This is a genomic window from Flavobacterium sp., from assembly GCF_046293665.1.
Lineage (GTDB): Bacteria > Bacteroidota > Bacteroidia > Flavobacteriales > Flavobacteriaceae > Flavobacterium.
The window spans coordinates 70,691-90,266 of sequence record NZ_JBKBOL010000003.1 but is presented as its reverse complement, the minus strand read 5'-3'; the positions used below and the strand labels follow the sequence as shown (position 1 = coordinate 90,266).

At 37.2% G+C, this 19,576-nt stretch carries 11 protein-coding genes; 5 read left to right on the top strand and 6 right to left on the bottom strand.

The annotated features are described in order from the left end of the window. Nucleotides 1–92: 92 nt before the first annotated feature. From ACK4R1_RS06800 to tgt, 3 genes are all read right to left on the bottom strand, one after another. Nucleotides 93–1,022: a DMT family transporter gene (locus ACK4R1_RS06800; RefSeq protein WP_409684952.1), complete on the bottom strand. Its 930-nt coding sequence runs from the start codon at nt 1,020–1,022 to the stop codon at nt 93–95. Next, nucleotides 1,009–2,094, bottom strand: a complete 1,086-nt coding sequence (locus ACK4R1_RS06795) for an LptF/LptG family permease (protein WP_409684949.1) — start codon at nt 2,092–2,094, stop codon at nt 1,009–1,011. The genes ACK4R1_RS06800 and ACK4R1_RS06795 overlap by 14 nt, the downstream gene beginning before the upstream one ends. Nucleotides 2,095–2,165: 71 nt before the next feature. Continuing rightward, on the bottom strand, nt 2,166–3,296 hold the full coding sequence (gene tgt, locus ACK4R1_RS06790) for a tRNA guanosine(34) transglycosylase Tgt (RefSeq protein WP_409684947.1): 1,131 nt from the start codon (nt 3,294–3,296) through the stop codon (nt 2,166–2,168). Between the two features lie 389 nt (nt 3,297–3,685). Between tgt and ACK4R1_RS06785 the strand changes: the two genes are divergently transcribed. Continuing rightward, the gene (locus tag ACK4R1_RS06785; protein WP_409684945.1) at nt 3,686–4,345 is read left to right on the top strand and encodes a hypothetical protein; all 660 of its coding nucleotides are present in this window, start codon (nt 3,686–3,688) and stop codon (nt 4,343–4,345) included. A gap of 83 nt (nt 4,346–4,428) precedes the next feature. Here the strand turns inward: ACK4R1_RS06785 and ACK4R1_RS06780 are convergent, their stop codons facing one another. Next, nucleotides 4,429–4,833 (bottom strand): response regulator, encoded by a 405-nt coding sequence (locus ACK4R1_RS06780; RefSeq protein ID WP_409684944.1) that lies wholly within the window; start codon nt 4,831–4,833, stop codon nt 4,429–4,431. 223 nt (nt 4,834–5,056) lie between these two features. Between ACK4R1_RS06780 and ACK4R1_RS06775 the strand changes: the two genes are divergently transcribed. The 3 genes from ACK4R1_RS06775 to ACK4R1_RS06765 are packed head-to-tail and all read left to right on the top strand — an operon-like array spanning nt 5,057 to nt 7,552. Next, a complete protein-coding gene (locus tag ACK4R1_RS06775; RefSeq protein WP_409684942.1) occupies nt 5,057–5,902 on the top strand; it encodes a transketolase in 846 nt (281 codons plus the stop codon). Nucleotides 5,903–5,935: 33 nt separating this feature from the next. Next, a complete protein-coding gene (locus ACK4R1_RS06770) occupies nt 5,936–6,598 on the top strand; it encodes a hypothetical protein (RefSeq protein ID WP_409684940.1) in 663 nt (220 codons plus the stop codon). Continuing rightward, nucleotides 6,599–7,552 carry a transketolase family protein gene (locus ACK4R1_RS06765; protein ID WP_409684938.1) on the top strand — a complete coding sequence of 318 codons (954 nt, stop codon included), beginning with the start codon at nt 6,599–6,601 and terminating at the stop codon, nt 7,550–7,552. It abuts the gene before it with no gap. A gap of 70 nt (nt 7,553–7,622) precedes the next feature. Here ACK4R1_RS06765 and ACK4R1_RS06760 read toward each other — a convergent pair whose 3' ends face one another. Then, nucleotides 7,623–8,615: an FKBP-type peptidylprolyl isomerase gene (locus ACK4R1_RS06760; protein ID WP_409684936.1), complete on the bottom strand. Its 993-nt coding sequence runs from the start codon at nt 8,613–8,615 to the stop codon at nt 7,623–7,625. Nucleotides 8,616–8,694: 79 nt separating this feature from the next. On the opposite strand from ACK4R1_RS06760, the gene ACK4R1_RS06755 reads away from it, so the two are divergent. Next, the gene (locus ACK4R1_RS06755) at nt 8,695–9,072 is read left to right on the top strand and encodes an RNA-binding S4 domain-containing protein (protein WP_409684934.1); all 378 of its coding nucleotides are present in this window, start codon (nt 8,695–8,697) and stop codon (nt 9,070–9,072) included. A 204-nt stretch (nt 9,073–9,276) separates the two neighbouring features. Here the strand turns inward: ACK4R1_RS06755 and ACK4R1_RS06750 are convergent, their stop codons facing one another. Further along, on the bottom strand, nt 9,277–19,365 hold the full coding sequence (locus ACK4R1_RS06750; RefSeq protein WP_409684932.1) for a GEVED domain-containing protein: 10,089 nt from the start codon (nt 19,363–19,365) through the stop codon (nt 9,277–9,279). Nucleotides 19,366–19,576: the final 211 nt, after the last annotated feature.

Sequence of the window (19,576 nt, the reverse complement as noted above, 5' to 3'; positions counted from 1 at the left end):
GTTTAATCGAATAGCAAATATAAAATTTTAAATTGTGATAAAAAGCAAATTTTCGTGATTAGTTTTAAACAAAAATTAACGCTTGTTTTACCTTAACTTAATTCTTTTCTTTTGCTTTTAATAAAGGCATTGATGATCACAGTCATTAAGATAATTGCGGCGCCGATATAAAACTCGAAACTCATTTTTTCTTTTTCTTTGAAGATGATTACGGCTAATATGATTCCGTAAATAGGTTCCAAATTAATGGTGAGCATTACAGTATACGGACTTAAAAACTTCATCACTGCTGTGGAAGCAATAAAAGCATAAGCGGTACAAACCGAGCTTAGTATCAATAAATACAATAAATCCTTGGTGGAAAGCTGAAAGAACTCGGGCGTAAAACTTCCGAAAAACATCAATAGAAAAGAGAAAAAAACTACACCGCCACTGAGTTCGTAAAATGAAATTACTGTCGCATCATAAGATTTGACCAATCGACTGTTGATTACCGCAAACAAGGCTGAAAGAAAAGCAGAAATCAATGCAAATCCGATACCGAATAAATATTGATTACCACCGTTAAATATCGCATATAATAATCCTTCAGTTCCTGTATCGGCTGAAATGGCTACAAAATACAAACCTATTACAGCAACAACTCCCGACAACAATTCGTACCAAACTATTTTTTTGCCGTATAAAATAGGTTCCAATATTGAAGCAAATAATGCTCCGGTTGACAGACAAGCCAAAGTAATAGAAACGTTGGAAATTTTTATTGCATGAAAAAAGGTGAACCAATGCAAGGCAATGACTAATCCGGAGAAAAGGAATTGGAAAAGTATTTTGGTTGGTACCTTTAAAGGCAATTTTTTGTAGTAAATGTAAATGGCAATAAAACCAACAGCAAAGAGCATTCGGAACCAAACCAGAGGCAAAGCGTCAAGGGTGATTAAAGCACCAAGTATGGCTGTAAATCCCCAAATGAAAACAATCAAATGAAGATGCAAATAGCTTTTTAGATTATCGCTTGGCATTTCTTAAAAGATAAATCGCCAAGAGTCCAAAAACAATATTGGGTGTCCAAACTGCTAACATAGGTGGTGCCGTTGATTTTTCGGCTAAAACCCCAAAAACTTTATCTAAAAAAACAAAAGCAAACGCTAATACAATTCCGATAGCTAAGTTGGCACCCATTCCGCCACGGCGTTTCATAGCAGAAACTGCTACGGCAATAATTGTCAAAATAAAAGCCGAAACCGGAATACTGTATTTTTTGTACAAAACGACTAAATAGGTATTGATATTTGATGAACCACGGGCTCTTTCTTTATCGATAAATTTATGCAACTCATTAAGGGGCAAAGTTTCCGCTATGTAAATTACCGGTGTCAAATCTTCTAAATCGAAATTGAATACTGTATCTTTTTTTTCACCTCTTTCGATGATATCACCAAACTCGCCTACTTTCCTTTTGCTATAATTAAACATAGTGTAGTTTTTGGTTTTTTCATTCCATTTGATGCGGTTGGCAACTAATTTGTACTTTAATTTATCTCCTTCAAATTTTTCTAAAGTGAAGTTGAAGGCCATTTTATTCAGCTCCTGATAATTGGTTACAAAAAGATATTCGTCTTTGCTAATTTGGCGAAAAACATCGGAGTTGTCACGGACTTGATTTCTACCGTTACCTGTGAGATATGTATACCGGAAATTTTTGAATCCGGCGCTGGCATTCGGCACCAAAAAAACACTCATTATCAGTGCAAAAACAGATACTATAGTTGCTCCAACAATATAAGGCCGTAAAAATCTGGTAAACGAAATCCCGGAACTCAAGATAGCAATAATCTCAGTATTGTTGGCCAATTTTGAGGTAAACCAGATTACCGAAAGGAATAAAAATATGGGAAATAATAAATTGGCAAAGTAGATAGTAAAGTCAAGGTAATACCAAGCAATTTCTTTAAAAGGCACTTTGTTTTCAATCATCCTATTGACTTTCTCCGAAACATCAATCACTATTCCGATGGGAATGAACATCAGCAACATTACAGTGAATGTTGCTAAGTAACGTTTTAGGATGTATTTGTCAATTATTTTTAGCATATAGTTGTAAGTTGTGGGTTGTGGGTTGTATGTTATAAGTTACCATTCCTTAGAACTTAGAACCTACAACTTTATAGACGTTGGTCCATTTGTTTGACCATCATATCTTTCCATGTTCTGAAATCTCCTGCTAAGATATGTTTTCTGGCTTCACGAACCAACCACATATAAAATCCTAAGTTATGAATGGTTGCGATTTGCTTTCCAAGGTATTCATTGGCTGCGAATAAATGACGTAAATAAGCTTTAGTGTATTCGGTATCGACAAAAGTATGTCCCATTTCGTCTATTGGAGAAAAGTCATCTTCCCACTTTTTATTTTTAATATTGATGGTGCCATTTGCGGTGAATAACATTCCGTTACGAGCATTTCGCGTTGGCATCACACAGTCGAACATATCAATTCCTAAAGCGATATTTTCTAAGATATTAATTGGCGTTCCAACACCCATTAAATACCTTGGTTTGTCTTGTGGCAAAATAGCGGTAACAACTTCAGTCATCGCATACATTTCTTCGGCAGGTTCTCCCACAGATAATCCACCTATGGCATTTCCTTGAGCTCCTGCATTGGCAATATACTCTGCTGATTGTGCGCGCAAATCTTTATAAGTACTACCTTGAACTATTGGAAAGAATGTTTGTTCGTAACCGTATTTAAAAGGCAACTTTTCCAAATGGTTGATACAACGATCTAACCAACGATGTGTCATGTGCATGGAACGTTGGGCATAGCGATAATCACAGGGATAAGGCGTACATTCATCAAAAGCCATAATAATATCGGCACCGATGGTTCGTTGGATTTCCATCACATTTTCGGGTGTAAAAACATGGTAAGAACCATCGATATGCGATTTGAATTTCACCCCTTCTTCTTTAATCTTTCTATTGGCTGAAAGCGAATACACTTGGTAGCCACCGCTATCAGTAAGTATATTTCTATCCCAGTTCATGAACTTGTGCAAACCTCCTGCTTTTTCAAGGATTTCGGTTTGCGGACGAAGGTATAAATGGTAAGTATTTCCCAAAATAATATCGGGGTTGATTTCCTCTTTTAACTCGCGTTGGTGCACTCCTTTTACAGAAGCTACTGTTCCAACAGGCATGAATATTGGGGTTTCAATTACGCCATGGTCGGTGGTAATACTTCCGGCACGGGCACTTGAATTGGGATCTTTCGCTAATAAATCAAATTTCATTTGTAGTTTTTATTGTCTTTTATCGGTCAAATGTAATTCGCTTGACCGGTAATTTTTGAGCTAAGTAATATCAATAGCCTATTTTATCTTTCTCTTCAATCAGTCGGCAAAGATAAAAGAATTAGGATTTGGGTATTAGGATTTAGGATTTTATTTAACACTAATATGCAACCAGTCAATTCTTGGTTGGTTAAAACATACTTCCTTTATGATTAAATGGTATTTGAGTTCGGTAAATAATCTTGCTCTTTTCATGCTTTATCTATGCTCTATCTATACTTTATCAAAACAGCAAATATCACTTAATAGATCTATTACAATTTTATAAATTAAAATTAACAGAGATTAGATTTTTTAGTAGATTAGCTCTTACTTAAAAACACCTTTCTATGAAAGCAGCTTTTATTCCATGTTTACTATTTGTATTTATAAGCAGTTATTCGCAGCAACTTATAAAATATAGTTTTGACAATGATGTTTCTATTCAGCTCCCAAAAAACAGTGTCATTACAGATACTTTAGGCCAAAAAATGATTAAAGGAAATATTGGTGGTGTAAATGTCATTTTTCTAAGAACCTCTGAAAAAGATAGTACGGTTACTATAGAAAACAAGTCTGAATTGATTGAATTTTATAGCGGTTTTCAAAAAGGATATGCCCAATCTGTCAATGGAAAGATTGTAAGTAGTAAAGTAATCGACAAAGGTCATTTAAAAGCCTCAGAATTCCAATGTCAGTCGAAAATAAGCACCCTAAATATAACAATTGACGGTTTAGTTGTATTTTTAAATAATTACAGTTACACCATTCAGTTCTTTAATATGGGCGCTGAAATTGAGGATTATGAAACTCAAAAGAAATCTATATTGGCTTCTTTAAAATTCCGTGAAGGATTAAGCATCGACAATCAAATGACAAATGCTGAGGAAAGTTCTATGGGGTATAAAATTGGGGAAGTTATTGGTTATTTTTTGGGTGTCGCCGTGCTTATAATTCTGATTTTAATGATTCTTAAAAAGAACAAAGACAAAAGATTGCCTCGAGCATAATTACCAAATTTTGACAAAAAAACAACCTCAAATCCCTTCGAGGTTGTTTTGGAAATAGTGGTTAAGATTGGTTAAGTTATGTTTTAAGAAGCTACTTTCGTTTTTTTGAAATGTGTATCTAGTATACCTTTTAATGATTCTCTGTAATCGTGAACGTGGTGTTTTTTCATCATGTAATCGACACCAAGGTCTGAAAAGTGTTTTACTAACTTTTTGGGATAGGCACCAGAAACCATTACTATGGGGATTTTTTTAAGTGTATCTGACTTTTTAATGATTTCTAAAATTTCCTGACCGTTTAGAATGGGCATGTGAACATCTAAAAAAATCATATCCGGCTTTTTAATTTCCGTTTCTAATACCAACAACATGATTCTTCCTTCGCTAAAACCACGAACTGTATGACCTAGTTCTTCAGCAATTTCTTTAAAGAAGTCTAAATCATCATCATCATCATCTAAATAAAAAAGGGTTTGTGAATTTTTCATAGCAACTTTGATTTGAAGTAAAATTAGTTGAATTGCAAATTAGGCTTGTTATAAAATATTGGTGTTTTATTACAGAATTTCAATCTGGTACTTACAAATTATACGTAAACTAAATTTCCAAGGATTTAATATTAATAACCCTTTGATAACTAATTTGTAAAACTTTTGCGGCTTGCAAAAATTAGAATTACTTTTGAACCCAATAATTTATACCTAATTTATAATGTCTAACACACAACATTTACAAGATTTTACAACTCAAGTACGCAGAGATATTTTGCGTATGGTTCATGCCGTAAACTCGGGTCATCCCGGAGGGTCATTAGGCTGTGCCGAATTTTTCACGGTATTATACCAACATTTATTGAAAAGAAACCCGGAATTTGACATGGACGGTATAGGCGAAGATTTATTCTTCTTGTCTAACGGTCATATTTCGCCAGTGTTTTACAGTGTTTTAGCGCGTTCTGGTTATTTTCAGGTATCAGAATTAGCGACTTTCAGAAAATTGAACTCGCGTTTACAAGGTCACCCAACAACTCACGACCAATTACCGGGCGTTAGAATCGCTTCGGGTTCATTAGGCCAAGGGATGTCGGTTGCAATTGGTGCGGCACAAGCTAAAAAACTGAACAACGACACTAATCTAGTGTACTCTTTACATGGCGATGGTGAATTACAAGAAGGCCAAAACTGGGAAGCGATTATGTATGCTTCAGCCAAGAAAGTAGACAATCTAATTGCCACTATTGACTTGAATGGCCAACAAATTGACGGTTCTACAGATGAAGTTTTAAACATGGGCAATTTGAAAGCCAAGTTTGAAGCTTTTGATTGGGATGTTTTAGAAATCAAAGAAGGCAACAACATTGAAGCCATCATTGCCGGAATGGAAGACGCTAAAAGCAGAACCGGAAAAGGAAAACCGGTTTGTGTTTTATTGCATACCGTTATGGGCAATGGCGTTGATTTTATGATGCATACTCATGCTTGGCACGGAAAAGCACCTAATAACGATCAGTTAGCTACCGGATTGGCACAGAATGCTGAGACTTTGGGAGATTATTAAAAGAGTGAGCAGTGTTCAGTTGTAAGTAATCAGATGAAAAAAATTCTATTGATATTGTTATTCTTTTTAGGACAAAATGTTTTTTGTCAGGAGTATCATTTTGACAGAATTATTCAGTACAAATACCTAAGCTCTTCTTTTACAGGTATTCAAGTAATTACAATCTGTTTTGATTCAAAAGATTTGTCTCATTATATTATGAGCAGAACTTGGGGTGAGGAATTAGACACCTATTTTTTTGATACCAAAAACCAAATTTATCATCGTTACAAAACCTACGATATAAACAAAAGTAATATCCCTGAATATTGGTACTCATTTAAAACAAATGATAGCACAAAAACGGCAAGATTAAATGAGTTATGTACTTCAATAAGTTTAGACCAGACTGAAGTTGATAATACTTCTTCAAAACTCTTACTTACAGAATACAAAAACGATAAAAAAAAGAAAATCTTGTATCAGATTGAAGTTATAGCTAAACCATACGACATCGCTGTTCTAGGATTAATTACAAAAGCATTAGAATCTCATTTCCTATTTTGTGAAAAAATTAAAATTTCACAAAAAGGGCTACCAACCTCTCTAAAGATGTTTTCAGGATCAAACATTAAAAATGAAATTACCTTAATTAAAGAATCTACAACTCACTTTAATTTTACGGTAAACCAAAAAGAAATTAAAATAAAAGACTAAATGAAAAAATACGAAAATACAGGAAGTAAAGATACCCGTTCAGGTTTTGGTGCAGGCATGACCGAATTGGGACAAAAAAATGAAAATGTTGTGGCACTTTGTGCGGACTTAATTGGTTCACTAAAGTTTGACGATTTTAAAAAGAACCATCCGGAGCGTTTTTTTCAAATTGGGATTGCAGAAGCCAACATGATTGGCATTGCAGCTGGTTTAACTATTGGCGGAAAGATTCCTTTTACCGGAACTTTTGCCAACTTCTCAACCGGAAGGGTTTATGACCAAATTCGCCAATCAGTAGCTTATTCCGATAAGAATGTGAAGATTTGTGCTTCGCACGCCGGATTGACTTTAGGTGAAGATGGTGCCACGCACCAAATATTAGAAGATATCGGTTTGATGAAAATGTTACCGGGAATGACTGTAATCAACACTTGTGATTACAACCAAACCAAAGCGGCAACTATTGCTTTAGCCGACCACCATGGGCCGGCCTATTTGCGTTTTGGTCGTCCGGTTGTGCCTAACTTCACTCCTGCTGATGAACCTTTCGTAATCGGTAAAGCAATAATGTTAAGCGAAGGAACTGATGTAACGATTGTGGCAACAGGACACTTGGTTTGGGAAGCCTTAATAGCAGCAGAAGCATTAGAAGCCAAAGGCATTTCGGCAGAAGTAATCAATATTCACACAATTAAGCCTTTAGATGATGAAGCGATTTTGAAATCGGTGGCCAAAACCGGTTGTATTGTAACTGCAGAAGAGCATAACTTTTTAGGCGGTTTAGGCGAAAGTGTAGCCAGAGTTTTAGCTTTGAATAATCCGACACCTCAAGAGTTTGTTGCAGTAAATGACAGCTTTGGAGAAAGTGGTACTCCGGAACAATTGATGGAGAAATACAAATTAAATCATCAAGCAATTGTTGCCGCTGTTGAAAAAGTGATCAAAAGAAAATAAGAGTTCTCTATTTATAAAAAAAGCCGTCCTGATTATTTCAAGACGGCTTTTATATATGCTGTATTTTTGCTTAATGGCAATTGGCTGAAAGATGTTTTTTCTTTCCGTCAGAACATAAAGGAATCTCATTGTAAGGATAAGCAATTCCGGTTAATGGGTTTTTGATTTCAACTTTGGTCATAAATAAATCGCCGTCGTCATCAACGTCTAAAAAATCAGGAACACCATCACCATCAGTATCATCAATATTGGTAACACCTTCACTTAAGACTCTTACATAACCGTCATTATTCAAATCTTCTTGATAAGAAAACACACCGTCACCATCGTTATCAACTCTTTCAATTTCGTATAATTTGAAAGCAAAAATCAGGTTAGAATAACGCGGTATTGAACCCGCAGAATTGGCATAATATCCTAATCCGGAAGGAATAAACATAATACCGGCTCCAAAATCAGAATAAGTAATTGTACCGTCAGGATTTCCAACATAAGTACCTGATCTGAACCTTGGGAAAATTTCACCCCAACCTCTAATAGTAGAAGACAAAGTTAAAAAGCTTTGAGGGTTTAAGTTCTCTTCAAATTCATTTAACTTAAGTGACTCAACTGTTTCGCCATCTATTGTTTCTGTTGCTTTGTATAAATATTGTCCGACATAGGCAGATAATACTCTATCTACATTACAAGGTGCTTTTGCAATATCTTCTGGAGAAGAAACACTACGGTCTACATGTCCCCTTAATTTCAAATAATACAATTTATAAGTGATATCATGCAAACTCACTGTGTAATTGGTTACCAAATCCGGACTGTCCCAAATAGGAGTTTGTGTACCGCCATCCGGGATTTTTATAAAAGTTACTTCTTGATCATTTGCGGCCCCGGGATTGTTAATTACTTCAATATAATGGGTTTGTAAAAACTCTTCTATCATTACAATATCCTTTGCATATTGTTCTGCATAGTCTCGCAAAGGCTCAACTTTATCATCGTCTTTTGAACAAGAAACTACCAATAGCGCTAAAGTGATGCCTACTATAGTTTTAAAAAAATTATTCATTTTTGTCTGGTATTTAAGCGCGCAAGATACAATATTGATTTATTTTTGTGAACTATTTAACGTTGATTTTGGAAAAAAAATGAGAGTTGATAAATATTTATGGTGTGTTCGTTATTACAAAACCAGAAACATGGTGACCGAGGCTTGTCGGAAAAATCAAATCACGGTAAATGGACAAGTGGCTAAAGCTTCCAGAGAAGTTTTCCCAATGGATAAGATAACTTTTAGAAAGGATCAAATTACCTATATAATTTTGGTTTTAGACATCCCCGCAAATAGGGTTGGTGCTAAATTGGTAGACCTTTATCGAAAAGATGAAACACCACCTGAAACTTTTGCGCATTTAGAGCTCTTAAAGTTATCCAAAGAACATTATCGTAAAACCGGAACTGGTAGACCTACAAAGAAAGACCGAAGAGATTTAGATGAATTTGGGTTTGAAGCGGATGATGAGTAGTGTTTACTTACTTTGAAATGTTGTAAGGTAGCACTAAGTAATATTATGTTGCGTTTTCGAAATAGCGAGCTGAGTTATTGGTTTTATACTTTTAACTATTGCTAGTGACTATTGCCTTTTTCTTATTGGAATATAATCTGTTCTGATTAAATAAAAAAAACCCATCAATTACTTGATGGGTTTTCATTATTAATTATTTGTTATTTATCGTTTAACAACACGAACTGTTTGAACAGTTTCATCTTGAGTCACAACCACGTTGTAAACTCCTGATGGATAACGATCGCCTATAGGAGCATTTTCCAATTGAGCAACTGTTACCGATTTTTGTTCAACTAATCTACCAACCATGTCATAAACTTTTATCGCGATTACTGAATCACTTGTTGTTTTAACATTGATCATAAAGTTAGCTGCAAACGGATTAGGGTAAGCAGTAGCTTTGAATGGCTCAACAATAGTTTGTTTAGTTACACTTGGTGTAATGATACTACAATCTTTACCATAGTCAGTAAATGAACCAAACAATTCCATAGCTACAGCTACAGTATAAGTAACTCCAGGAGTTAATCCTGAGAATTGGCTTAAAGTGAAGCTTGGTGAAGCATTGGTAACGATTTGTACGTAGTTCACATCTCCAAACTCATCATAACCGGTCAATCTGAAACGATAAGCTGAAGCACCAGGGAATGCAATTGCATTGATCTGAGTGGTTGTTGAAGGTACTAAATAGTCCTCACACTGTGAAGTGATAAGCGATGTCTCAGGTGCTGTTGGTGTAAATATTGAACAACGAACTCCATATTGAGACCAAGCCTCAAATCCTGCTAATCTAACACGGATTTGTACATCTACTAAGTATTCTGCATTGTAAAGCAATGGTAAGCCTACAACATCCGTTAACTTGAAGTTAGGAACCGTACGTTCAACTAAATAAGTTACTGTTGGTGCGCTAGCTAAAGCTACTCTAAATCTGTATAAGTTAGTAGAAGCTACTGCATTAGCATTAATAGTTGAATTAATAAATACTAAGGTTGCTCCACATTGTGCAGTTACCACTCTACTGGTTTGTACTTCAGTAGTGGTTAATGAACAAGTATTACCGAAATAACCTTGTACATTTCCATTTAATATGGCAGCCACTCTAATAGTGAATGTAGTACCATAAGCATAATTACTTGCATCAGTCAATTTAAAGTGACTTTGGCTATTTTGCACAATTGAAACTTCACCCGTTGAAGTATTTGTAACTTCAAACTGATAACCTGTTACTGTATATCCTGGTACACTTACCGAAGTGGCTTGAATTTGATTGTTCAAACCATGGTTAGTTCCACCACAAATATTGGAAGTAATATTAACCACTACTGGGTTAAATGTTATCTGATAAGTTACCGGAATACCAATACATCCATTAGCAACCGGTGTAATGGTCACTGTGGAAGGCGTAGCAGTAGGAATGAAAGACGGAATAGCTGTTACACCATTTACATCAGCCAAACCTGAAGCACCACCACCACTAATATTGAAAGTAACTCCAGAAGGGGTTCCTGTCAATGGGATAGCTGCTGTTGCAAAACCACTATAATAAGATTGGTTTGCAGGAGCTACCGCTGTTGGTGTAGGATGAACGATAATAGTTGCCAATCCTGATTGAGGATTAGTACAAGTGGTTGAACTTGAATCCTTAACACTAACTAGAGTATAAGCAAACGTCCCTGCTGTTCCTGTAGGCTGAGCTATGGTAGCTGTATTCCCTAAAGAAACGACAGTTTGGTTGTTACCGCCATTTAATTTATAAGTGAAAGTATAAGGTGCTGTACCGTTAGATCCTGTGAAAGTTACTAAAGGTGATGCATCGTTTTGACATACTGCTGTTGAACCAGCGATAGTTGCCAATGGAAGCGGATTTACAAGAATAGTTCCTGTAACAGCTCCACCTGACACGCCACCATACTGAGGAATTACAGTAATGGTTGCAGAACCTGGTATAGCGGTAAACGATGGAATCGAAGTAACACCACTAACATCAGCCAATCCTACACTTGCACCACCCAAAATGGTATAAGTAACACCAGTTAAAGATACCGGAGTATGTGATAAAGGAATTGCATTAGTTATCTCGCCTTCACAATATTGTTGGTTAGCAATTGGATTAGCATTTACTGCACTTACTACAATGTCATAAGTTACTGTAGCACCAGTACATCCGTTTGCTTTTGGCGTAATGCTTACTGTAGCATTACCTGTTACCGGTATGAAAGAAGGAATTGTAGTTATTCCAGTAGCATTGGCCAAACCAACGCTTGCTCCACCACTGATATCAAAGGTTACACCCGAAGGCGTTCCACTTAATGGAATAGCAGCTGTAGCCAAACCATTGTAGTACAATTGGTTTGCAGGAGCTACTGCAGTTGGTGTAGGGTAAACAAGTGCATCAACTGTATTACTTGATTTACAACCAAATGAGTTAGTCACTTCTAAAGTATAAGTACCCGAAGCTGCCGGTGTAGCACCTGCTATACTTGGGTTTTGAACAGCAGAAGTAAATCCGTTTGGTCCAGACCATGCGTATGATAATGCTAAAGGTGTTCCTGTGATACTGATATCATCAATTGCCCAATACCATAACCATCCACCAGTATAGTTGTATCTAACTCTAACGTTAGGAAGTCCTAAATAAGCATTTAAAGATACCGTTGCAGTCACAAAATTCGTAAGTGTTCCCTCATCTGCTGTATAACTTGCTACAGTTGTCCAATTTGAACCACCATTTGTAGATACTTGCACTGTTGGTGCTGTAGTAAGATATCTGTGGTAGTGTCTGAATGTTAAAGTAACTGCCGAATATCCAACTGTGCTAAAACTTGGAGAAGTCAATTGAGTATTCAAAGTTACTCCACTTCCTGCTCCATCAGCATCAGCTAATAAAAAGCTATTACCTCCCGGACTATTAAATGTTACTATTGTTGAGCCTGAATTTGTTGAACCATGGGCTTTTACATTAAAATTGGCCACAGTTGGATTAGCACCACCTGTTGAACCTGCAGTTACCACCCAAGTTCCTAAACCACTCTCAAAATTTTGAGATAGAATTGTAGGTGTGGCTGAACTTCCAATTAAATTCAAGGTACTACCTTGACAAATAGGAGTAATCGGAGCCAATACAGGTACTAAAGGATTAGCATTAACAGTAACTGTATGTGTAGCTGTGTTAACACAGCCACCAACTTCTGTAGCGGTTAAAGTATAAACAGTAGTAGCCGAAGGAGAGAATACATAACCAGCTGCGGAAGATCCTGTTACAGAATCAGCCGGTGACCATGTATAGCTAGTATAATTCCCAACAGTTGCCGGTGTAATATTAACCGTAGGGGTAGATTCACCAAAACAAATTGTACTGGTAGTGCTTGATAAAGCTAATGCAGGAGCCGGTGTAACGACAGCATTAACTTGAACTCTATCACTTTTACATAAAGGTTGGAATCCAAAACTCATAAAAGGTCTTAAACTTGTAGTAGTGTTACTACTTAAAGATCCTAATCCTGCAGAAGAGGTTGCGGCCAAAACTGCAGCAGCAGTAGCATTATCAGCATAAATACCCAAAGTAGAAGTATACGAAATACTATCAACTTTAACAGTAGAACTTGAACCTCCACTGTTGTTATTACTGTATACAACTTGCACCACAAGATTTGAGGTACCGTCCCAATAGAACGGAGCTGTAAAATTATAGGTATTTACACCTACTGTTAATCCTTGACTAGCATTTGAATAAACAGTTGTTAATCCGGAAATTGCAGTATTGGTAACAGCACTTGATTGTGAAGTATTTCCTATAGCTAAGTTAAATCCATTTAGAGTTCCAGTACCAAGAGAAGTAATTTCAAAGGCTAAAGAAGTTAAATTACCAGCAGTAAATCCGCCAGCTAATAAATCAGTAGCTCTAATTATATACTGAGCTTTTTGTCCACCATAACCATGATAATAAGGCGAAGAACCCGGAGAAGATGATGTAGTTGCACCAGCTCCCAAAGTTTTCAAAGATGTAGAACCAGGATTCACAGATGCTTCAACCCAGTAAGGCGTATTTGAACTCAAATCAGGAGTCAAGAAATTTTCACCTGCATAAACAGAAGCTCCTCCTGTTGCAGCAGTGTACCAATTTAACGTAGACCCTGCTGAACCGGTTGCTGTCAATGTTACTTTACCAAATCCACAACGAGTGGCACTTGGCTGACCGTCATTAGTAGCCGTAACTACAGGTGTTGGAATAACATTTACTACTCCTGTAGTAGCCTGAGCTTTACACCCTTGACTTGAAGTAGCTTCAACTGTATAAGTTGACGATACTGTTGGTGAAACAGTTGGCGTCGCACTTGCTGAAGTAAACCCTGAAGGTGATGAACTCCAAGCATAGGTGTAAGTTACCGGTGTTGCAGGAGTAAATCTGTAGATTTGACCTGTAGCCGGTTTAGCTAAAATCGTATTAGTTGAACTAGAAGTACTAATTGTTGGATTAGCAGAACTATTTTGTAGTGAAACATAGTTAGCTGTAGCTGTTCCCATCAAACCGATAGAAGCACCACCTGAAGCAGTATTTACAGCAGTTGCGTCTTGTCTGTAAACAAACTCAATTGCGTTAGTAGATTCATACAATTTAGCTTGGAAAGAAATTACCGCAGTAGTACTTTGATAATTCCATTCCATATTTAACCACTCAACAGTCAATACTCTATTAGGTGAAACACCGCTTACTTGGTAAGTAATACCGGCAGTACACTGTAAATCATCCCACAAAGGAGCAAAACCAGGTCTTGCAGAAGTAGTGGTAGTTGCTAAGTCATTAGCAGCAGTAGATGATCCAGTAGTATTGAATGTAAATAATCCATTTGAACTTACTCTAAAGTTATTATAATTCGTTCCACCATAGTTGAAGGCAAATCCAATAGGTAAAGAACCTGATAAAGTATCATCAGAAGTTGCAGTTATTGAAGTAGCTGGAGTACCTCCTACAAGAGGTGTAAAGGCTCCACTACTAGCACTAAACTGATAAGGCACTGTATTCACTAAGTAAGAAGCTCCTCCAGTTTGTGTTGGTATAGCTCCTAAAGTAACTGACCCTCCTTCACATAATGAAGTAGCAGCTGCCGGTGTAGCAGCCAATGCAAAGGCACCACCAACAGTTACTGTTGCTTGCGCCGTATTAGTACAACCATTAGAATCCGTTCCTATTACTGTATAAGTAGTAGCCGCAGTAGGCGTCACTGAAATTGATGTTCCTAAAGTTGTGGTGAAACCACTAGCAGTCCATGAATATCCGTTGATATCACTACCTGATGCAACTAAAGTAACAGCAGGACCAGGAGTACAATAAGCAGCTGTACTTGGTGTAACAGTGATTGCCGGGTTAACTACCGTGATAGTAGCAACATTTGAAGTAATACTGCCACAAACTGCAGCACCATTTACAAAAGCTTTATAATAGTAATTCCCTGCCGGTGTTGCAGCAGTAGTTACTGCTAATGAATAAGTATTTCCAGAGGCTGAAGCAACATAAGTAGCTCCTGCCGGAGTATTATTAGTCACTACATTAGAGAAAGTACCATTAGGGTTGGTGTCATATCTCCACTCAACAGAAGAAACCGTACCAGCAGTTGTTACTGATAAATTAGTAGGCAATCCTGAAGCAGGAGTTGTACATCTAATCACTTCAGCAGTTGATAAATTACTATCAAAAGACACTGGAGCTGAGATATTAAGTATACCCGGTTGGCTTACCAATGTGATATTAATAGCCACTCTGAATCTTAGGTTATTTGGTGTAGTACCATTGATACCTGACACAACAATTGTTCTGTAATCACGTAACGCAGGATTGTTAGGGTCAACAGGCATTCCTATAGTTAAACCAGGTACTGCAGTAGTATTAGGTCCTGAATAAACTCCAGTACCAATATTATACATAGCCATATTAACATAAGAAGCACCACCGTTTGTACTTACAGACCATACCAAACTTGTTGGATTGTTACCATTAGTAACTACACTAAATTGTGCCGTTGAAGTTGGTAAACAAAGTGAAACACTTTGAGGATTGGTAACAATACCTGTATTACCTACCGTTAAGGTAGCTGAATTAGAAGTTAAGTCAGCACATGGCGATGGAGGTGTTAGAACACATCTGTAAGTTGAATTATTAGTAGCTTGACCCGAAGCACCCGCATTGTAAATCGTCAAAGTTGGTGTGTTAGTACCTGAGAAATTACCAGTTCCTGTTCCGGAATCATAAGTATCTGAAATATTAACGCCATTTCTTTGCCATTGGTAAGTGTAAGTTACAGAAGGTGTTCCTGCCACAGTAAAAGTAGCTCCAAAACCATTTGAAGTAATAGCAGTTACCGGTTGAGTTACAATTGTTCCAGGCTCATTAACCACTACAGTAATCTCTTTAGTAGTTTGACATTGTGTAGTAGTATCTGTGATCAATACACTATAAGTAGTTGTAGCAATAGGGTTAGCTACTACCGAAGCACTTGAAGTATTGTCTAATCCTTCAGCCGGAGACCAAGAGAAAAGTAAGTTCTGAGTTTCAGGAATTGTGATAGTTGTTCCTGTTCCTTTACAGATGGTTACAGAAGTTGGTAAAGTAACTACCGGAGATGGTTGTACACCTACGCTAACAGAACCTGAAGCACTACATCCTAAATCAGAAGTAGCCGTAACCGTATAGGTTTTACCGGTTGAAATTCCTGTGGCAGTAGTTGGGTTACCTGTAGTACTGGTTAAAGTAGTACCAACACCGCTTTCACTCCATGAGTAAGTTAAAGCCACTGCTCCTCCGGTAATGTTCACATTATAATCTTCAACCTGACCAAAAGTGTAAGTACCACAATTAACTTGTGGAGTATTACTTGCAAAATCTTGCAGTTGAATTCTCATACGGGTAGTTCCGCTTAAGGCAGTTACCGGTACAGTAATCGATCCTGTCACTGTTGCAGCTGCTCCAGAACAATCTGAACAAAAAGTACTAATTGCACCTGAGAAAAGTAATTCACCCGGATCAGTAAATGACCCATTTTGATTTAAGTCAATGTTGATAAATACTCTGTCATCATCAGCATATGCAGTAGAAATATTTATTGAAAATGGAACCGAAACTCCTGCAGCAATATTGGTACTTATAGAAGTAAAATCTTCATATCCTGCTGTTGAAGAAGAAGCATTGGCTATAGATCCTAAAGACACATTGGCAATTTTTTCAAAAGATGTACTGGTTGCAGACAATGAACAATAAGCATTTGCTGAAGAAGCAACCGATGCAGAGGCAGTAAGCGTAGTGCTTCCTGAACCACAGATACTTTCAACTGATGAAGTAACACTGTTCATAGTGACTGCCGGAGCCACCACTACTGTTGTAGTAGTACTAGCTGTACAGTTACTTCCGAAAGTAGCCGTTACTGTATAAACAGTTGTAGTGGCCGGACTTACAGAAACCGAACTTCCGGATTCACTATAGCCACCTGCTGCTGTCCAAACAAAAGTAGCTGGTTCAGAAGCCGTAGCCTCTAAAGTAGCTGACTCACCGGGACAAATAGCATCACCCGCAACCGGATTAATTGTTCCAGGAAGATTAATTGTTACGGTAGTTGGTGTTGAATAAGAAACCAAACTTGAATCTGTTGAACAGAATACTTTTAATCGGTATGATGTGGTCGTGGTAATCGTTCCTGTATTCAAATTTGAATATAAACTAGTCTCTGTACCTATTGGAGTACCAGCGCTAGCAAAGTTATCTAAAGAAGATTCCCATTGGTATCTTGAACTGTTTCCAACGGTATAACCAGTCGCCGAAATAGTGGTAGAACCAGAAGTACATAATGATGATACTAGAGCACTAGCTACTCCAGAATTAGGAACTCCATTACATGAAGGTACTAGCTCAATGGAAAAATCATCAAATCCAACACTGTAAGAGCTAAACGAACTAGTAGTAGTTCCTCTAGCAATAATATAAAAGTTACCTCCTGTATTGTAGCTTAAAGGAATGTTTGCGGTATAGTTATACCATCCTGAAGAACTTACTGCCGGAGCCTGACTTGCTAACAACGAAATATCAAGCAAAGTTGTTGGTGAACCGCTCAAATTAGGATTTGTATTCACAAAAAACGCTATTCTATCTGTCGAAAGTGCATTGGAAGTCTTTCTATATATCCATACATTAATTCGTGTAGCATTAGTTGGCATAGAAACACTATAATCAATCGGAGGTGAAATCAATAAAGCCTCAGAATTGGCACTTTGCCAATTTTTCACTGCCATAGCAGCTCCAGTATGAGGCGAAAAAGATGCATCACCATCTTGAGCAGCAGTTTGCCAAGAGTTAGCCCCCGTTACAATGGAAGTTGTCCAACAAGATGGAATTGTACCTGCTGTATCAAAACTCTCACTAAAAAGAGTTGTTAAAGATAAACATGGAGTGATAAATGTAGCTGCTGATGTCCATTCACTAAAAGTACCACTACCACAATCGGTTCTTACATAAAACTGATAAGAAGTGTTTGCTGACAAACCGGAAACATTTGCTGATACTGTTGGTGAAGTTGTTGAACCACTTACTGTTAATCCACCAGAACCACTACCAGGAAGACCACTTGTTCTAACCTCATACTGATAACCTACAGGCAAACCTGAAGCGGGTGCCCATGAAATAGTTGCTGATGAAGAAGTAACAGCAGAACTTGTAGGACTACTCGGTGCTAAACACGATGGTACAGGAGTTGACACCAATTGAATTTGAGGTATTGTTGAATAAGTACCTGATGCAGTTGGTGGTGATGCAGGATTAGGATTTGTAGAATCACTATAATATAATATTCCTCTAGTTGTTGGTACAGTGTAAGAAGCCCAAGCCGCTGTACATGAAAAATTACTAGCATTTTCATCGACAGCAACAACCAAATTACTGGTACCATCCCAAGTGAAAGGACTAGACAAAGTTAACTCAACCCATACCCCATCAGACATAGTGACTAAAGTTGACGAATATACTTGAGACATTGACCCTAATGGAATCCAATCAGTAGCACTAGTAAAACTTGATTTAGAGGTATTACCCATGTAAACCGTCCAATTATTGAAGTTTGCTTGTGTCAAACCTGATAATGCTGAAGGTTTAAAACGAATTTTAGTAATGTAGGTTGAACCAGGAACGAGAGCAACATTCAACTCAGAGGCTAAATATATTTGCTGAGAATAATTAAAACCATAACAAGTATAAACTGGTAAAAAAGTATTTGTTCCTATTCCTGATCCAAGTTGACCTGGAGTAGCCGTTGTAAATGTTCCTGCAGAACTCCAAGAACTATAATCCGTTCCTCCACAAAATCCTCTAACGTAAAAAGAATATTCAGTACTTGAAGTCAAACCAGATACTGCAGCACTAGTAATTCCAGCTCCTACTGATCCACTAGCAATTGCTCCACCACTACCTGGGGCACCAGAAGTTCTCACTTCATACTCATAACCTTGTGATGGTGGTATACTTGATGCTGTCCAACCAAGAACAGCACTATTAAATAAAACAGAAGAGGTTACCAAACTAGTTGGTGCAATACAAGTTGGCGTTACTTCTAATTTAAAATCGTCCAAAGTCAAATACCATGGATTTCCATTTTGAGTAGACTTAATTGCTAAATAATAACTTCCTGAAGTACTAGGTGTAAAATTACCCGTAATCAGGTTAAAAGATAAATTAACAATGTTTGACGGGATGGATGCTATGACATTAGTCTGATTAGCAGCAGCAGCAGCAGTTCCATACGTTAATTCCAATGGACCAAATCCAGTCAAACCATCTGCCTTATACAAAGAACTGGCAGTGTATGAAGTGCCTCCAACTAAATTGAATGGTCCTACAAAATAATATCTTGTGCCTGAAGAATATTGGAACGTTATAAATTTTGTATCCCCATTACCAGACCTATTATAGGTAGATTGATTTGTAATGTAAGTTGGCTGATTTGTTGTCGTCCCGGACCTAGTCCAAGCTCCACCTGCGACTGTTGGGAAACCATTAGCCACTGTAATAGTGCTAAAGTTCTCAAAATAAGGTAGCGCAATCTGAGACCATGAATTAAGCCCTGTTAACAACATCAGCGTCGTTAAAAGACTTAAAACCCACGTTTTACGCAACTTGCCTACCGTGTTGGGAGCATTCCCAACCACATCCGGAGTTCGTTTTTTGAGCCCGTTCTCTGAACGTGAACTCAATTTAGTGTAGTTGTTAATCATAATTATAAAATTGGGTTAATAAGAAATGTGAATGTATATAAATTGTTAATTAAATGTGAAACAATAGATTGCTTATTCGATTAAAGGTGCTTTATCATCGCCCAAAACAAAGGGCGACTTTCCTTTTTCTTACAGAATTAGGTAGCAACAATAATGGAATAAAAAAATTGAGCAAAGAAAATACCCAACCATTCCTCTTAAAAATGGTTAG